Annotated in this window: 15 protein-coding genes and 3 tRNA genes; 11 read left to right on the forward strand and 7 right to left on the reverse strand. The window is 60.1% G+C overall.

Going from position 1 to position 16,967, the window contains the following annotated elements; genetic code table 11:
• Nucleotides 1-38: 38 nt before the first annotated feature.
• The 7 genes from BDB13_RS08670 (at nucleotide 39) to BDB13_RS08700 (ending at nucleotide 5,397) form a co-directional block, all read left to right on the forward strand.
• Nucleotides 39-692: a TetR/AcrR family transcriptional regulator gene (locus BDB13_RS08670; protein WP_094271281.1), complete on the forward strand. Its 654-nt coding sequence runs from the start codon at nucleotides 39-41 to the stop codon at nucleotides 690-692.
• 112 nt (nucleotides 693-804) lie between these two features.
• Nucleotides 805-877, forward strand: a tRNA-Glu gene (locus tag BDB13_RS08675).
• 144 nt (nucleotides 878-1,021) lie between these two features.
• Nucleotides 1,022-1,095: transfer RNA gene (locus BDB13_RS08680), tRNA-Asp, on the forward strand.
• 69 nt (nucleotides 1,096-1,164) lie between these two features.
• Nucleotides 1,165-1,241, forward strand: a tRNA-Phe gene (locus BDB13_RS08685).
• A gap of 298 nt (nucleotides 1,242-1,539) precedes the next feature.
• Nucleotides 1,540-3,129: an ABC transporter substrate-binding protein gene (locus BDB13_RS08690; RefSeq protein ID WP_254922758.1), complete on the forward strand. Its 1,590-nt coding sequence runs from the start codon at nucleotides 1,540-1,542 to the stop codon at nucleotides 3,127-3,129.
• A 169-nt stretch (nucleotides 3,130-3,298) separates the two neighbouring features.
• A complete protein-coding gene (ftsW, locus tag BDB13_RS08695) occupies nucleotides 3,299-4,687 on the forward strand; it encodes a putative lipid II flippase FtsW (protein ID WP_254922759.1) in 1,389 nt (462 codons plus the stop codon).
• 77 nt (nucleotides 4,688-4,764) lie between these two features.
• The gene (locus BDB13_RS08700; protein WP_206040936.1) at nucleotides 4,765-5,397 is read left to right on the forward strand and encodes a TetR family transcriptional regulator; all 633 of its coding nucleotides are present in this window, start codon (nucleotides 4,765-4,767) and stop codon (nucleotides 5,395-5,397) included.
• Between the two features lie 4 nt (nucleotides 5,398-5,401).
• Here BDB13_RS08700 and BDB13_RS08705 read toward each other — a convergent pair whose 3' ends face one another.
• A complete protein-coding gene (locus BDB13_RS08705; protein ID WP_094271283.1) occupies nucleotides 5,402-6,160 on the reverse strand; it encodes an SDR family NAD(P)-dependent oxidoreductase in 759 nt (252 codons plus the stop codon).
• A gap of 139 nt (nucleotides 6,161-6,299) precedes the next feature.
• Here BDB13_RS08705 and BDB13_RS08710 point away from each other — a divergent pair, with 139 nt between their 5' ends.
• On the forward strand, nucleotides 6,300-7,037 hold the full coding sequence (locus BDB13_RS08710) for a VIT1/CCC1 transporter family protein (RefSeq protein WP_094271284.1): 738 nt from the start codon (nucleotides 6,300-6,302) through the stop codon (nucleotides 7,035-7,037).
• Between the two features lie 8 nt (nucleotides 7,038-7,045).
• On the opposite strand, the gene BDB13_RS08715 is transcribed toward BDB13_RS08710, so the two are convergent.
• From BDB13_RS08715 to BDB13_RS08725, 3 genes are all read right to left on the reverse strand, one after another.
• Nucleotides 7,046-7,936: a universal stress protein gene (locus BDB13_RS08715; RefSeq protein WP_094271285.1), complete on the reverse strand. Its 891-nt coding sequence runs from the start codon at nucleotides 7,934-7,936 to the stop codon at nucleotides 7,046-7,048.
• Nucleotides 7,937-7,984: 48 nt separating this feature from the next.
• Nucleotides 7,985-9,520 carry a CYTH and CHAD domain-containing protein gene (locus tag BDB13_RS08720; protein WP_094271286.1) on the reverse strand — a complete coding sequence of 512 codons (1,536 nt, stop codon included), beginning with the start codon at nucleotides 9,518-9,520 and terminating at the stop codon, nucleotides 7,985-7,987.
• A gap of 88 nt (nucleotides 9,521-9,608) precedes the next feature.
• Nucleotides 9,609-10,508: a pseudouridine synthase gene (locus BDB13_RS08725; protein ID WP_094271287.1), complete on the reverse strand. Its 900-nt coding sequence runs from the start codon at nucleotides 10,506-10,508 to the stop codon at nucleotides 9,609-9,611.
• Between the two features lie 120 nt (nucleotides 10,509-10,628).
• Between BDB13_RS08725 and BDB13_RS08730 the strand changes: the two genes are divergently transcribed.
• The 3 genes from BDB13_RS08730 to puuE are packed head-to-tail and all read left to right on the forward strand — an operon-like array spanning nucleotide 10,629 to nucleotide 13,790.
• Nucleotides 10,629-11,873 (forward strand): DUF6986 family protein, encoded by a 1,245-nt coding sequence (locus BDB13_RS08730; protein ID WP_094271288.1) that lies wholly within the window; start codon nucleotides 10,629-10,631, stop codon nucleotides 11,871-11,873.
• Nucleotides 11,873-12,859 (forward strand): allantoicase, encoded by a 987-nt coding sequence (gene alc, locus BDB13_RS08735; RefSeq protein WP_094271289.1) that lies wholly within the window; start codon nucleotides 11,873-11,875, stop codon nucleotides 12,857-12,859. The genes BDB13_RS08730 and alc overlap by 1 nt, the downstream gene beginning before the upstream one ends.
• Nucleotides 12,860-12,875: 16 nt before the next feature.
• Nucleotides 12,876-13,790: an allantoinase PuuE gene (gene puuE / locus BDB13_RS08740; protein ID WP_094271290.1), complete on the forward strand. Its 915-nt coding sequence runs from the start codon at nucleotides 12,876-12,878 to the stop codon at nucleotides 13,788-13,790.
• A gap of 16 nt (nucleotides 13,791-13,806) precedes the next feature.
• On the opposite strand, the gene BDB13_RS08745 is transcribed toward puuE, so the two are convergent.
• The 3 genes from BDB13_RS08745 to BDB13_RS08755 all read right to left on the reverse strand — a co-directional run bounded on the left by BDB13_RS08745 (nucleotide 13,807) and on the right by BDB13_RS08755 (nucleotide 16,946).
• Nucleotides 13,807-14,535: an aspartate/glutamate racemase family protein gene (locus tag BDB13_RS08745; protein WP_094271291.1), complete on the reverse strand. Its 729-nt coding sequence runs from the start codon at nucleotides 14,533-14,535 to the stop codon at nucleotides 13,807-13,809.
• Nucleotides 14,536-14,540: 5 nt separating this feature from the next.
• Entirely contained in the window at nucleotides 14,541-16,115 is a 1,575-nt protein-coding gene (locus tag BDB13_RS08750) for an NCS1 family nucleobase:cation symporter-1 (RefSeq protein WP_176459547.1), read from the reverse strand.
• A gap of 105 nt (nucleotides 16,116-16,220) precedes the next feature.
• The gene (locus BDB13_RS08755; RefSeq protein WP_094271292.1) at nucleotides 16,221-16,946 is read right to left on the reverse strand and encodes a GntR family transcriptional regulator; all 726 of its coding nucleotides are present in this window, start codon (nucleotides 16,944-16,946) and stop codon (nucleotides 16,221-16,223) included.
• Nucleotides 16,947-16,967 lie beyond the last annotated feature (21 nt).

A 16,967-nucleotide genomic window follows, 5' to 3' on the forward strand; every position in this document is an offset into this window, starting at 1 on the left:
TTTCGGAGACCGACTCGTCGAGAGGTATGACACCGCCAATGGCACGTCAACAAGAGCGTGCGCGGCGTACCCGCGCCTCCCTGGTCGAAGCGGCTGCAAGTGAGTTCGCCAAGCGGGGATACGCGGCCGCCTCGGTCAACGCGATTCTTGATGGCTCTCAAGCCACCAAGGGCGCCATGTACTTCCATTTCCAGTCGAAGGAAGAGCTGGCGAGGGCGATCCTTACCGGCGCAATCGAGCTATTTACCGACGTCACCGATCAATGGGCGAAGCGCACTGATCTTGACCCGTTTCAGCTTCTGCACGGTCTGGTGCGTGACGTCGCGACGCTGTTCCGCACCAATGTGATCGTGCGGGCGGAGTTCAGGCTGATCATCGAGCCTGAGTTCTACGCCGATGTTCAGGCCGGTGCCGGTCAGGTGTGGGGGCGCTCAGCGCATCAGTTCGCGACACTGGCGCAGGATGCAGGGCTCTTCCGTGAAGGCGCGGATACCGAGAAGTTCACACGTGTCCTTGCTGCAAGTCTTGCCGGCCAGCGCTACATGGCGGACCTGACTTCGCAGAACGGTGATCTCGCGGACTGGTTCGAAGAGTCCCTCGAAGTAGTGCTCGAAGCGATGGCCAGTGCGGAATGGCTCGAGAAGTTTCATCGCGAGGGATGGGCTCCGGTTGAGTCCTACGTGCAGCAATAGTGCGATTTCCGCTGCCTGACCTGGCGATTTGGGTTTTTCCAGCTACGTGTCTTAAGCTATCCAAGCTCCCAACGGAATGCCGTTGGGGAACTAGTTCGGAGTGATCCGACGGGCCCCCTTCGTCTAGCGGCCTAGGACGCCGCCCTTTCAAGGCGGTAGCGCGGGTTCGAATCCCGTAGGGGGTACGTTTTGCGAAAGCGAAACGATGCAGTATGGTTTGACCGGCAAGACCCGCACGACAAGCTTTGAGTTGCAGAAATGCCCAGCTAGGACAGTGGTTTGGGAGCAGCGAGAAGATGTAGTACGGTTTCACAGCAAGGAAAAAGCAAGGCCCTGTGGCGCAGTTGGTTAGCGCGCCGCCCTGTCACGGCGGAGGTCGCGGGTTCGAGTCCCGTCAGGGTCGCAAAGCGTTGTTCTCAGTCATTTGACTGAGAACAACGCAATGCGTAGGCATTCGGTTCGGGTGCCGTCCGGCCAGGTAGCTCAGTTGGTACGAGCGTCCGCCTGAAAAGCGGAAGGTCGCCGGTTCGATCCCGGCCCTGGCCACCAAAACTCGATATATCAAGCTTCAGTTTCGACGTTCTCAGAACGCGAATCTGGAGCTTTTTTTATTGCGTTCTATCGTTTCGCCTTCGAGACCGATCGGACTGTAAGTTTCCTGAGAGATTCCGGTCAGCGGGAACGTGCCGTGCGTCACTTGCCTTCCGTTAGCAGTATTGGCCACTGCGCCCCATTCCATGGCGGCGCGTGGTCCGACCGTCTCTCGATGGTCGGCCCTTCTTTACTGCACAAGAGGGAAGTGAACGTGTCGAACTCGAGATCCAGACGCATCGGGAAAATCAGCCGTGTGGCGGTTGCGTTGTCAGCTGCGGGCATATTGCTCGTGGGCTGCGCCAGCACCGACAATGACACCAGTTCTGCCGGCGGTGACTCCACGGCCTCAGCTGCATTGACCGGGATGGTCAACCCGCAGGCTGACCCCGGCCCCGCCGTGGCCGGCGGAACACTGACTTACGGTGTGCAGGTCCTGGCGGCAACTCTGGATCCGACGAAGACAGCAGCACGTGGCGGATCGGGCGGCGAGGCGCTGGCTGCCGTGTACGACGTTCTGGTGAACTACGACACGACGAGCGGCGATTTTCAGCCGAAACTCGCCAAGTCACTCGAAACCAGCGACGGTGGCACGACGTGGACCTTGAAGCTCCGCGACGGAGCGAAGTTCAGCGACGGAACCCCGGTCGATGCAAATGCAGTCGTTGCGAGCATCAATCGGTACAACGCCGGTAAGGGCAACGGAGCGGAACTGTGGGTCGCTTCCGTCACATCAATGGACGCCGTCGACGCCTCCACCGCTGTCTTCCACCTCAAAGCACCGTGGATGCGTTTCCCCTCGATGCTTGCTCTCGGCCACGGTATGATCGTCGCTCCCTCATCGCAGCAGGGTGACAAGTTCACCGCTATCGGTGCCGGACCGTTCACCGAAGATCTGTTCACCCCGAGCGTCGAGCGAGTTTTCAAGGCCAACCCCGCGTACTACGGTGGCGCTCCGAAGCTTGAGAAGTTGCGCATGGTGGCGCTCAACGGGCCGCAGGCCAACCTCGAATCCCTCAACAGCGGCCAGTTGGACGTTGCATACATTCGTGGTCTCACATCAGCCATCAACTCTGCGAAGTCTGCCGGATACCCCGGATACATGGACGTTCTCAACGCCGGTAGCGCAGAAATCATCAACAACCGCGAGGGTCGCCCGGGTTCGGATGTTCGGGTCCGCCAGGCCATCGGCTATGCACTGGATCCCGAGCTGATCGATCAGCGCGCCGAGAACGGCGAAGGACTGCCCGGATCCGAGCTCTTCGGTAAGACGTCGCAGTGGCACGTCGACACCCCGGGCATCGCCTACGATTCGGCCAAGGCCAAGGAACTTCTGACCCAGGCCAAGGCCGATGGATACAACGGAAAGCTCAATTACATCGTTCTCAGTGAGCCCAAGGACCACGCGATCGGCCTGGCCGTGCAGTCACTTCTGCAGGCCGTCGGCTTCGAGGTCAACTTGATTCTCGCCAACAACGCCGGTGACATCGTTCAGAACGTCTACGTCAAGAACGATTTCGACCTCGCACACGCCGGCATCGGCCTCTACGAGTCGATTCCGGACCTCGGACTGTTCTCGACCACCAACAGCACCTCGAAGTCCAACACCGCGGGTTACGCCAATCCCGCGATGGACCAGTTGATCGCAGAACTGCAGCAGACCAAGGACAACGCTTCCGCGTTGGCAGTGATCAGCAAGATCCAGACCTTGTGGAACGAGACGGTGCCGTCGGCGCCGGTCGGTGGTTTGTCCTCGTTCTGGGCATGGCAGAAGAACGTGCACGGTGTGGTTCCGACCGCGACCGGCATCATGCTGTTCGATCAGGCATGGATGGGCGCGAAGTAACTTTCCGCCACCCCGACAAGCCCCGTCCGACGCGAGTCGGGCGGGGTTTGTGCTGTGCGGGGTGTGGCCCGTGAGACCAGTGTTACCCACGAGTTAGAAGTCGTGGGACGATATTGAAGTGGTGACGGATCGGAGCGACGACAAAGGCAAAGCGCGCAGGGGCGAGCCGATGACTTTCCGTGCCCGTGCAGCGATGTGGACCAATCGTCCGTTGTTCGACTTCAACATGATGGTCGGCTTGGTCATCCTGATCGTGGCCTTCGGTTTGTTGATGGTGCTCTCGTCGTCGAGCATCGAATCGTATGTCCTCTCCGGCACGTCGTATGCCCGGTTCTGGCCGCAGTGTATGTTCGCGGCGATCGGCCTGGTGTTGTTCGTAGTTGTCGTACGAGTGCCTACGGAACTGATGCGTAAATACTCGCCGTGGCTGTTGATCGTGTGTCTCGTCCTACTCGTGCTGGTTCTGATTCCGGGTATCGGATCGGAACAGATGGGCGCCCGAAGCTGGTTCGTCGTCGCCGGAATCTCGTTTCAGCCGTCGGAACTTGCCAAACTTGCGCTGGCCATTTGGTCGGCGGCGACGGTGGCGTCGTTCATGAATGCACGACTCGACGTCAATCGAGCCCTGCCGGTCATCGGTGGCACCACACTTCTTGTTCTCGTTCTCGTCGTGTTGGAGAAGGACCTCGGCACGACGATCACGATCGGCATCATCTTCATGTCGGTCCTATGGTTCGGATTGTTCCGGATCAAGACGTTCATCATTCTCACATTGGGGTCCGGCGTCGCCTTCCTCGTTCTCGGGCTTACCGCCGGCTACCGCTCGGATCGAATCAAGGCATATCTGAATCCTGATCTGGATCCGCAGGGCCTGAATTTTCAAAGCACTCAAGCCAAGTACGCGTTGGCGAACGGCGGAATTTTCGGACGCGGCCTCGGACAGTCCGACGCCAAATGGAGTTATCTTCCTCAGGCACACAACGACTTCATCTTCGCGGTGATCGGTGAAGAACTCGGACTGATCGGTGCGCTGATCGTGGTAGCGCTTTTTGTCGCAGTCCTTCTGGTCGGTCTGAGAATCGCAACGCGTTCGACCGATCCGTTCCTCAAAGTCATGACAGCGACCGCAACGACGTTGATCGTGATGCAGGCCTTCATCAATATCGCGTACGTGGTTGGACTGATCCCTGTGACGGGTTTGCAGTTGCCGCTCATCTCGGCCGGTGGAACGTCGATGATCACGACGCTGTTGATGTTCGGCTTGATCGCACACGCAGCGTTCCGTGAACCGGAGGCCGTAGCGTCGCTCGAAAGTAGTGGCCGCGGATGGATTCCATTTGTTTTCGGTAAGCCGCGCTTCGGTGAGGCGAAGAAGCCGCCGCCGAAGCCGCGGGAACGTCAGCAAGCTCGGCGGGCACCTGCTCGGGCGCCGCAGCGGGATCGGCAGCGGGCACCGCAGCGAGCGCAACAGCCGGATCGACGGCGTTCCGTGCGACGCGACGGCGACGACGATCCGCGATATCGCAGCGGTGGAACCCGTCCTCGACGTGCTTCCTGATCTGTCCAGTCCGCGTCGGGATCTCTGGTGGGCGGCTACATTGGACACTGAAATCGGCGTCAGAGAAGGTTGTGGGCATGTCAGGTGGCGATAAGCCAGATCAGTCTGTAGTGGAAAGAAGCTCGGTCACGGGGCGTCGTACGACGCCCTCGCAGCGTGCGCGTTTCAGCAGAATCATCGACGCGGCAATGGAATCCGCATCCGAGGGTGGGTACGACGCAGTTCAGATGAGATCGGTTGCCGAACGTGCGGGCGTCGCGATCGGGACCGTATACCGCTATTTCCCCTCCAAGAACCACATGCTCATTGTGGCGTTGTTGTGGATGTTCGAGGGGTTGCGCGACAGATTTCAGGATTTCACGGTTCCGGGCGAGACGCCGTCGGACCGAATTCTGTTCGTGTTGAGGAAGAACACCGATATTCTCGAGACTAATCATCAACTCTATGAAGCTTTGGTCCGCGCGTACATGTTTGCGGATGCATCGGCTACGCCGGAACTGAACGCACTGGGCAACGTGGTGACGGAGATGTTCGCGAAGGCGATCGGTGTCGAGGAAGTGTCGCAGCCGCAGATGGACGCGGTCAAGGTGATCGACGACGTCTGGATGTCTTCTCTGGTCTCGTGGGTGGCGGGTCGGATGACCGCCGATCAGGTGATGGCGCACCTGGAATTTACGGTGCGTTTGGTGTTTCGCAGACTGGGTGGTTAGCCACTCAGACTGTGTATCCGCCATCGACGTTCAGTTTCTGGCCACTGATGAAACCTGCTGCGTCGCTGGCGAGGAAGCAGACAGCTTCGGCGATGTCGACGGCTGATCCGAATCGTTTGAGTGGGATCCGGCTCATGGTGACGTCGAGGGCGTGTGGGTCGAGATCGGCTGAAGCGATGAGTCTTTCGGCCATACCATCGGTGAGCATCCCGGGGCCGACGGCGTTGAAGCGCACGCCGTAGCGTCCTTCTTCAGCGGCAAATCCCCGGATGAGTTGTTCGACAGCACCTTTGGTGCCGGCCGAGAGCCCGTCGCGGACCGGGAAGCGGTCGGTTGCCGCTGTGGTGACGGCAACGGTAGAGCCGGAGGATTCGCGCAGCGCTGGTAGTGCGGTGTGTACGAGGGTGAAAAACGCTGCGGCTTCTTCGTTTAACTGTTCACTGAAGACAGCCGGCGTCACACGCGAGAGGTGTGTCATCGGGACGTGAGGACCCGCCGCGTGGACGAGCGTTGTCAGGGATCCGAGGTCGTTGATCGCGGCGCTCGCGGCAGCGGTGATGGAGGATTCGCGATCGAGATTCATTTGATACGAGTGTGCCGAGACCCCGAATGAGCGGATCTTCTCGCTCAACTGTGCTGCTGCGGCGGCATTGTTTCGGTAGGTGAAGGCCACGTCGTGTCCGCGTTCGGCAAGCATGAGAGCGATTGCCGAACCGATGCCGCCGGTTCCGCCGCTGATCAGTGCGGTGCGCGTTGCAGTCATGTCTACTCCTGGCTGTGCGTGGCTGAACCTTCTGACGCACTTAACCTAGCAAGTGCTTGGTTGGTATGGTGACGTGGGTCTCCTGAGGGCAGCCTCAGATTGCTATCGCAGACTGCGGCGGAACCCTAATCTGAGGGGTATGTCCGATAGTGTGCAGGTCACCGGTGACGTTCCCAGCGAGGGATCGCGGCCGAGTACTCCTAGCTTGAACAATCGTTTGAACTGGCTCCGGGCGGGTGTTCTGGGCGCAAATGACGGCATCGTGTCCACCGCCGGCCTGGTGGTCGGTGTTGCGGCGGCAACAACGGAACGTTCGGCGATCTTCACCGCAGGATTTGCGGGATTGGTTGCGGGTGCGGTGTCTATGGCGCTCGGCGAGTACGTCTCGGTCAGCGCGCAACGCGATACCGAGCGTGCGCTGCTCAAGAAGGAAAAGCGAGAACTTCAAGAGACTCCCGAGGAGGAATTTGCCGAACTCGTCGGGATTTACGAGGACAAGGGATTGAGTCCGGCGACGGCTCGGAAAGTTGCCGAGGAACTTACCGAACACGACGCCTTCGCAGCACATGTCGAAGTCGAGTTGGGCATCGATCCGAATGACCTGACCAATCCCTGGCATGCTGCAATCTCGTCGGCGGTGTCGTTCACCATCGGTGCGGCAATTCCGTTGATCGCAATTCTCTTGCCGGCAACCGGAAGTCGGGTGCCGATTGCGTTCTTCGCTGTGCTGATCGCCCTGGCTTTGACCGGGACGATCAGCGCGACGCTCGGCGGTGCCCGTAAGTCCCGAGCGGTCATGCGAGTGGTTCTCGGTGGAGCCTTGGCGATGGCGGTGACGTACGGGGTCGGTCAGCTTGTCGGTACGGGCCTGGGCTGACAGCAGGTTTAGCCGCGAGCGATCATCACCGGACACGGTGCGTGGTGCAAGAGGTTCTGACTCGTGGAACCCATTACGGCACCAGCCATAGCGCTCCGGCCGTGACTGCCGACAACCAGGAGTTGGGCGTCGTCGGCATATTTGAGCATTACGGGTGCGGCAGCACCGGGTTCGCTGATGCGAGTGACCGCAACATCCGGATACTGATCCGACATGCCGGCAAGGTTTTCGGCCAACAACGCGGACTCTTCCTGTTCGACGGCTTCCCAATCGATGAGGATTCCGGCGCCTCCCTCACGGAAGGTCGACGCACCTTGCCACGTGTGAACGGCAAAGAGTGGTGCCTCGAACTGATCCGCATACTGGAATGCGTATTCGACGGCCTTCTCGCTCAAAGTACTTCCGTCGACGCCGACGACCACCGGGCGTTGATCCGGCCCGGGATGCTGGGCAGTCCCACGCCAGACCGTCACGGGGCAGGGGGCATGGTTGGCAACCTTCAGTGCGGTGGAGCCGAGCAGACGTGAACGCAGGGCGCCGGAACCCGTCGAACCCATCACGATCAGCCGTGCGGTCTCGGCGCATTCGAGGATGTGTGTCATCGGTGGTCCCGGTGCGATCTCGGATTCGATGACAAGGGAGGGGAACTCGTCTGCGAGTAGATCCGTGACGACGCCGGTGATGGCTTCGCCGTCTTCTCTGATCTGGTTGAGGAATTGCGACTGCAGCATGACGGCGGCCGGGCTGTAAATCGGACCCTCCTGCGGCAAGGCGTGCGCCAGAATCAGTCGCGCATTGACTGCCTGTGCAATTGACCCGGCCCATCGAGCGGCCGCCGTCGAGGCTTCGGATCCGTCGATACCGACAACGATGTCCTGGTGTCCGGCAAGTGTGGTCATGTCTACTCCCTCAATAGGTTCGAGATCCGTCGACTGCCGCGGTGGCGGCTACCGCCACAGCGCTTCTGATGACTTCGCAGCTTCCTTCCATGTCTTCTTCAGCAATGTCGCCTGCGCATCGGCGATGTCGAGTTCGTGTCGGTACACAATTCCGAGACTGAAACTGGTGAGCGAGGTGTGCTCGTGTTCCGACGCCATTTCCAGTAAATGGTGCTGTGCCACAACGGAATCCTGGTGTTCGCCGAGAACATCCTGGAAATGGGTGAAGTGCTTGAGTGCACGTTTAGCGTGACGCTTACTCGACGGCTCCATCACTTCGATCGCATATTTCATTCGCTTGGCGCCCTTGCGTGCTCGGTGCATTCTCTCGTCGCGTTCCGCGCGTGAGTGCGCCTTGGCCACATCGTCGACACGTCCACCGACCTTGTGTGACAGATGGCGCAGGGTGCGAGCCAACTCTTTTGCCGAAACCTTCTTGTCTGCGCGGCGGCCGACGGTATCGAATTCCAGATCGCTGATGTAGGCGTCCAATTGCTCGAGCAGCGACAGGTAGCGCTCGGAGTTCAGTGCGCCGAGTGCATTGTCCAGGGCGGTTTCTCCTCGGGCCGAGAAGTATTCATCGATCCGGGCGCGCACGGCTTCTTGTTCCGGAATGTCGATTTCACCGAGGCTGTCGACGAGACGCTGCCACTGCACCTCGACGTCACGGGCGTCGCCGAATTTGCCGCCCAACCATCGAAGATCAGCGATGAGACTGTCGATGCGCGGTGAATCTCCGGCATACGATTGCAAGGCGCTGCGGATTCTGCGCGCCGCGACGCGGAAGTCGTGAACAGCTTCTTCATTGCGTCGGCGGGTTCCGAGATCGGCGTCGGTGAGAGCGCGAATCTGCTCGATAATGTAATTGCGCAGCAGGATTCGTGAGCTCGGCGACTTGGTTGCGGTGCCTGCTGCTGCGGAGTACGGGGTGACGGAAGTGCCCAATGCTCGCTTGAGTTTGGACGGACTTGCCGACCGTTCGAGTCCGGCCTCGAACAGGACTGCTTCGATAGCGTCGGCCAGGGGCTGGCCGCCGGCGCCCTGCTCGACCTCCACCTCTTGCCAGCTTGATTCTTCGGAACCGTCGGCCTTGCAGGCGATTACGGTATCGGATACCACCTCGGCCAGCAGGGTGCCGTCGGCGTCGTTCAGCCGGGTGCGCTCGCGGTCGGTGATGATCAGTGCGATGGGGGTCAGTTCGTTGCCGCGAGTGATTGCCCGAACCAGGCTCGACAGTGCCGCGGGCACTTCGGTTCCGTCGTCGGGAGGAAGTTGAATCTCGGTTCGAGCATCCCCTTCGCCGGGGAGTTTCATGTGCCAGCCCGCGTCGTCGCCACCTTCACGCTTGCGCAGCGTTATCTTCTCGGCGAGCAATCGATAGTCGACCGTGTCGTAATACGTGGCGGAGAGCTGAATCGAGTCGTGGACCGGCGAGCCCACGACTCCCGGCAGGTTGTCGAGTGCCGGAACTTCCTGCTCTGCAGGTGCTTCGTACTTTCGCTCGACTTCCGACACGGCTCCGGGTACGGCAGCGGTCTTGCTCATCTGTTCTCCTTCTGCGGTGCAATGCGGTGCGGCGTGTCTGCGCCTCCATCCTTCCGGTAACGGAGGCGAAGGGGAAGAGTTGCAGGTCTCAGGTCGGCCACGAGAGTGTCAGTTTGCTTTCGAATCGGCGATTCTCGCCACTGACCGGGTCCTTGAACTCGAGCACTTTCGACAGTAGTCGTAGCGGATTCGAATAGTCTTCTGCGGCAACATCGTAGAAAGTGGGATAGAAGTTGTCGCCGTGGATGGGTAGGCCCACAGACGTCATATGTAGGCGCAACTGGTGCGTCTTGCCGGTGTGCGGAATGAGCCGGTATCGCGCGTATTCGCCGTGCGTTTCGACGAGTTCGATCCGGGATTCGCTGTTGGGATCGCCCTCGATCTCTTGGGCTTTCAGGACTCCACGTTCTTTCACGATCCGGCTCCGAACAACGGCAGGTGTCACGACATCGGCGTCGTAACGCGCGATTGCTTCGTACTCCTTGGACACGAGACGATCAGCGAACATCGTCTGGTATCCGCGTCTGGCCTGCTGATGGACGGTGAACAGCAGTAGACCTGCCGTCACACGGTCGAGTCGGTGCGCCGGACTTAGTTCGGGCAGGTCGAGGTCTCGGCGCAGGCGAACCAGAGCGGATTCGGCGATGTAGCGTCCGCGAGGCGTGCTCGCCAGAAAGTGAGGCTTGTCGACGACGAGGATGTTGTCGTCGCGGTGCAGGATGTCGATTTCGAAGGGCACCCGGGTTTCGACGGGCGGATCGCGATAGAGGTAGACGAAGCGGCGGGGTGCAAACGCCGTCTGCTCGTCGATGCCGATGCCCTTTTCGTCCACGACCTCGCGGGCGGCGACCTTCTCACGCAGCCGCTCCGCGTCTTGGGGGAACCGCTCGAGCAGGTATTCCAGCGTGGTTTCCCACAGCCCGGAGTCGGGCTGACGGATGCGACTGGGGTTGAGGCCGTCGCGGACAGGTAGCGGAGATCGAGACACATCTTCGACGGTAGCGGTAGGGGACGGGCAATCGGGCATCCGTGACACTGCGGGCACCAATTATTGGAAATATGTGCTTGTGAGGTCCACCACCGGCGCGTTTTCTGCGAAGATTGTCTGATGGCTGAGCATCGTCTTCCCGCTACCGTCCACGACAGACTGGCACAGTTGCTTGATCCGGTCGACGCGAGACTCGAAAGTCAGTACCCGGGCAATCGGGACGAGATCCAACCCGTGCACACGGTATATGTCAGCGCGGCCGACGCGAGCGTCGATACGCCTCGGCTGTGGGGTGAGCAGGCAATACAGCTGCTCGACGCCCATGCGCATGTCATTGCCGGTCTTGATACCGAGAATGCGCTCGGTGATGTTCGGGTTCTGTTGGGCCGCAATCCCGTCCAAGACCTACGAATCGATTTCGAGGACGGCTACGGGCGACGCGAGGATCAGGAAGAGGATGCCGCAGCGCGCAATGCCGGCCGGACGTTGGCAGCGATCAGTCAAGACCCGCGGGGTCCGAGCTGGTGCGGCATCAGGTTCAAGGGGTTGCCCGCCAGTGAACGTCGACGTTCTATTCGCACTCTCGAAATTGTTCTCGACGCGGCCGGGGGAGTGCCGGCGGGATTTGTATTCACGGTACCCAAACTGCGTGCTGTAGAGCAGGTTACAGCGACAGTGATGCTCTGTGAGGAGTTGGAGAAGGCTCATGGTCTGGCGGCTGGGTCTCTTCGATTCGAATTGCAGATCGAGAGCCCGCAGGCAGTGATTGCCGCTGACGGAACCGTCGCGGTTGCGCCGGCTATCCATCGCGCCGAGGGGCGCCTTACCGGCTTGCATTACGGCACTTACGATTACAGCGCTGCCTGCGGTATCGCATCGCAGTTTCAATCCCTCGAACATCCCGTCGCAGATCACGCGAAGGCTGTCATGCTTGCCGCGGCCGCACAGACGGGAGTGTGGGTGTGTGACGGTTCCACTCAAATCGCCCCGGTCGGAACCTCCGATGCAATTCACGACGCGATCCGGCGGCACCACCGTCTGGTCAGGCGTTCCCTCGAACGTGGCTACTACCAGGGCTGGGACATGCACCCGGGCCATCTGGTCACTCGGTGGCTCGCGACTTTCGGTTTCTATCGCTCGGCCTTGGCTGCTGCCGCGCCGCGAGTCCAGGCTTACCTCGATCGCCGCGGTGGGAGTGTGATGGATGAACCGGCAACGGCGCAGGCACTGGCCGCTGTGATCCTCCGCGGCGTGGATGCAGGAGCATTCGCCGAATCCGACATTCTTGCGCTCGCACCGGCTGCAGACGTCGCGGTGCTACGAAAATTGGTGGGACGGACTACCGCGACGAATGGAGTGAACTGATGGTTGGCACTGATTTCACTACCTTTCCCGATCTGGCGTTGCGGACGCTCGGCGGCGCCGTGATCTGGGCTAACGACGAAGCATTTGCCGAGCGTGAGGCGCTGATCCGGCCGGGGAAGGCTGGGTACCAACCGGCTACGTTCGGACACAAAGGTCAGGTCTACGACGGTTGGGAAACTCGCCGACGTCGCGTTGCCGGGCACGACGAGGCAATTGTTCGACTCGGTGTTCCCGGTGTGGTCCGCGGTGTGGTGGTCGATACCGCGTGGTTCAAGGGCAACTATCCGCCCGAGATTTCGGTGGAAGCGATCAGTGTGGACGGCTACCCGGACCCGCAAGAGTTGGCGACGTCCAGGGATTGGCAGACCATTGTGGAGCGTTCACCTGTGTCCGGTGACTCGGAGAATCCGTTCGCGGTGATGTCCGATCAGAGGTGGACGCACGTCAAGCTCACCATTTACCCGGACGGTGGTGTGGCACGATTCCGCGTCCACGGCGAGGCGCGGCCGGATCCACGCTTCCTCGACGCCGGCCCCCTCGACCTTGCCGCGTTGGAGAACGGCGGACGAGTGACGGACTGCTCCAACATGTTCTTCAGCTCGCCCCAGAACATCCTGTTCCCGGGTCGTGCCGCGTCGATGGGTGACGGATGGGAAACAGCCCGTCGCCGAGATGACGGAAACGATTGGGTGCAGATACAACTCGCGGGCGAGGGTTCGTTGAGTTTTGTCGAGGTCGACACGTCGTACTTCCTCGGCAATGCTCCCGGTGCCGGTTCACTATCCGGGCGCACGTCGAGCGGCGAGTGGATCGAACTGTTGCCGCGCACCGTATTCCGACCTGATACGCGCCATCGATTCCTGATCGAGCGTGATGTTCCGGTCACGGATGTGCGGTTGGACATCTTTCCGGATGGCGGGCTTGCGCGCTTGCGCGTTTTCGGTACTTTGACGGCGGCGGCTCGCGCTGCGATTTCCGGCCAGTGACGGTAAAGGTGTTGTCATGAACAGCTATCCGCGTGACATGGTGGGGTACGGCAAGAATCCTCCCCACCCACAGTGGCCGAGCGGCGCGAACATAGCCGTTCAGTTTGTCCTCAACTACGAAGAGGGCGGGGAGCGGAATGTTCTCGACGGTGATGACGCGTCGGAGACATTCTTGTCGGAAATGACTCCGGCCGAGGCATTTCCGAACCGTCATATGAGTATGGAATCGATCTACGAGTACGGATCGCGGGCCGGGTTGTGGCGAGTCCTCGGTATTTTCGAAAAGCGGCGGCTACCGCTCACGATATTTGCCGTCGCCCGCGCTATGGAGCGTAATCCCGAAGCAGTCAGCGCTTTTCGCGACCTGGGCCACGAGATCGCGTGTCATGGACTGCGATGGGCGTCGTATCAATCGGTCAACATCGAGCGTGAGCGCGCGGATATGGCCGAGGCCGTCTCGATCCTGCGCGACCTCACCGGATCCGCGCCGCTCGGTTGGTACACCGGACGCGATTCACCGAACACCCGTGAGTTGGTGGTCGAGCACGGCGGGTTTGTCTACGACTCGGATTCCTACGCCGATGATCTCCCGTACTGGGTCGACGTGCCGCGCGGTGGCGAGACGGTCAAGCATCTGGTTGTTCCGTATACCCTCGATACCAATGACATGCGGTTCGCTTCTCCGGCAGGTTTTCCCAGCGGCGATCAATTCTTCGCTCATCTGCGGGATGCATTTGACGTTCTGTATGCCGAAGGCGCGGCGGGGGCACCGAAGATGCTTTCGGTCGGATTGCATTGCCGCATTGTCGGACGGCCCGCCCGCGCGGCGGCCCTCGAACGCTTCCTCGATCACGTTCAATCACATGAGAAGGTGTGGGTCACGCGTCGGATCGACATCGCGCAGCACTGGAAGTCGGTGCATCCTGCTTAGTCGTCGTTTCGTGAGTTCACAGCGAAAATGGTGCAAGCATTCCGGTGTAAACCTTGGGCAGTGGACGGGCGAACTCGTTGTGGGCACTTGTGGATAGGCCGAGGGTTACCAATGACTGAACCATCGTGACGCCCGCAGTGACTCCGTCGACAACCGGCACTCCCAGTTCCTCGGACAGGTCGCGACACAAGTCGGCCATTCCTGCACATCCCAAGACGATCACGTCGGAGTGGTCGCGGTCCAAGGCATCGAAACAGGCTTCCGTGATGACCTTTCGGGCATCAGGATTGTTGTCGAGATCGAGAACCGGAATCTCACAGGAGTGAATTCCTCGGCAATGTCTCTGCATTCCGTATCGCTCCACAAGATCAGCTGCGCGACCACAGGTTCGGCCGAGTGTCGTGACGATACTGAATCCGCGGCCGAGGAATGCCGCATAGTGCATGGCAGCTTCGGCAATGGCGACGACCGGGCCCGCAGCCAGTTCGCGGGCCGCATCCAAACCGGGATCACCGAAGCACGCAATGACATATCCATCGGCACCGTCCCTTTCGCCGGCCATGATTTCGGCGAGAATTCCTGGAACGCTGAGTGCTTCATCGTAGTGACTTTCGATGGATGAGGGTCCCATCGCTGGGCTGACGGCCTCGATGAATGCGCCCGGGCCGCAGGCGGCCCGGGCGCATTCTTCGATCTCGGCGGTCATTGCCCATGTGGTGTTGGGGTTGATCACCTTGATCTTCATGATGGTCAGCTCACTCCTGCCCGGTCCTCCGCGGGAATGTTCTTGACCGCGAGGGCAGTGCGGGTGGCGAGCAGATAGTAGACGGCAAATCCGAGTCCACAGCCGATGAACCAGCTGTACTGTGCTGCGGTGTACATTCCCGTGAGATCTTTGCCGAGCACGGGAATCATGGCGACGACGGCTCCGATAGCGGTGGAAATTACAGCAGCGGGATTGTAACCCTTTCTGTACCAGTATGTTCCGGTGGTCGACATATTGAAAAGTTCGTCAACGACAACCTTTTGTTTGCGAATCAAGTAGTAATCGGCGATCAGGATGCCGAACAGTGGCCCGATGAATGCGCCGAGGGTCTCCAGCGTGTAGTGGATGACATCGGGATTGCTGTAGAGGTTCCACGGCGTGATGAGAATAGAGCCGATCGCCGCGATCATGCCGCCGGCGCGCCAGCTGATCTTCTGCGGGCTGACGTTGGAGAAATCGAATGCCGGTGAGATGAAGTTGGCGACGATGTTGATACCGATGGTTGCGATTGCGAAGGTGAGTGCACCGAGGACTATCGCAAAGGTGCTGTCGATCCGCGCCACAGTGGCAACCGGGTCGGTGATCAGTTCGCCGTAGACCGGGAGGGTCAACGAGGCTGTGACTACTACGAGTACGGAGAACACGAGGAAGTTAACCGGCAAGCCGAGAAAGTTTCCCTTCTTCACAGCAGTGAATGACTTTCCGTAGCGCGAGAAGTCGCCGAAGTTGAGCATCGGGCCGGAGAAATACGAGACCACGAGAGCGATGGCACCGAGCATTACCGGAACTGCGTCGAAGCCGGTGTACTTGACATCGCCGAGGGTGAGATCGATTGCGCTCCAACCAGCCTTGTAGATGAGATAGCCGCACAACATGAACATGACGAAGTAGACGGCCGGCCCGCAGAAGTCGATGAACTTGCGGATCGATTCCATTCCGCGCCAGAACACACAAGCCTGCAGTACCCAAAGGAGCATGAAACTGCCCCAACCCAAGGTGGATAGTCCGGCAAAACCGTGGTCTTCGACAACAGCATAAGGGGCCAGTGAGGGAAAGAGTTTGATCAGTACCACATCGAGGGCTGCTGAGGCCAGGAACGTTTGGATTCCGTACCAGGCCACTGCGATCAGGCCGCGAATGATGGCGGGGATGTTCGCTCCGAGAACGCCGAACACGCTGCGGCAGATCACCGGGTAGGGAACGCCGGTTGCCTGACTTGGTTTGGCTACGAGATTGCAGAAGAAGTAGACGATCGTGATGCCGACCAGCAACGCGACAAGTACCTGCCAGCTGGCCAACCCGAGTGCGAAAAGGCTACCAGCAGTTACATATCCACCAACGCTGTGCACATCGGACATCCAGAAGGCGAAGATGTTGTACGACGACCAGGTCTGCTTCCTCAGAGGAGCTAGATCCTCGTTGGTCAACCGTGGGTCGTAGCCGGGCTTGACCAGGCCGCTACCCGTGGGATGGCCGGCAGCCTCGACCAGGTCGCTGTGGCCGGACTCGGTAGGCATTGATGGAGCTGAGGTGGTAGGAGACGGAAGTGTATTGGTCATGACAGCTCCTGTGCATCAGGGCAGGAAGGTGGTGGAAGTGACAAGCTCTCAGCGTCGTCGGTGAAAACTGTGGTGAGAGAAAGGTATCCACGTTTTGTTGCGCAGCTATTGCGTGATCGGTATATCTTTTTCGGCCAGCAGGCCGGTGTCGGCCGGAAGCGTCGCAATCACGGAGTTGAGTCGATTGTGGTGGATTTCGGATGCGGCCAACAGCGCGGACGCGTCTCTGAGCAGAAAGGCGTCGAGCATTGCGGTGTGATCGGCGTGGAGGACTTGTCTGTCGACGTCGGCAACGTGGACCATCGGCTGGACCGGTTCGGTGATGTTCCAGGCGGCTTCGAACATGTGCAGTAGTCGATACATGCGCGAGGGTCGTGTCAGCGCCATATGGAAGTTCCGGCTCTCACAGTGATACGAATGCGAGTCGTCGTAGCGCAGAGCGATTTCGAGTCGAGAGTTCACCTCGACGGCGTAGGCGTGGTCGTCGGCGGTTGCCAGCTCGACCGCCAGTGTCAGTGCAGCTGATTCCAACGTCTCGCGGACTATGTACATCTCGCGTAGTTCTGCGTGAGTCAATTGGGCGACGGTGTAGCCGAATTGGTGGCGGTGATCGACCAGTGATTCACCGATCAGTGTTTTGAGCGACTCCCGTACCGGTATCCGGCTGACACCGAAGAGCGCAGCAACTTCACTGAGTGGAATGGGTGTGCCCGGAGGAGCTGAACCAGAGAGGATGACCCGGCGCAATTCGTCGAGGATCGCTTGCTGAGAACCTCCGGGAGCATCGATCACCAGTTGCGTCAGCAGCACTGATCTCCGGCGAGGCGGCATGGTGCTCTCCTTTCCGACGAA

It is taken from the genome of Rhodococcus sp. OK302 (assembly GCF_002245895.1).
GTDB lineage: Bacteria > Actinomycetota > Actinomycetes > Mycobacteriales > Mycobacteriaceae > Rhodococcus_F.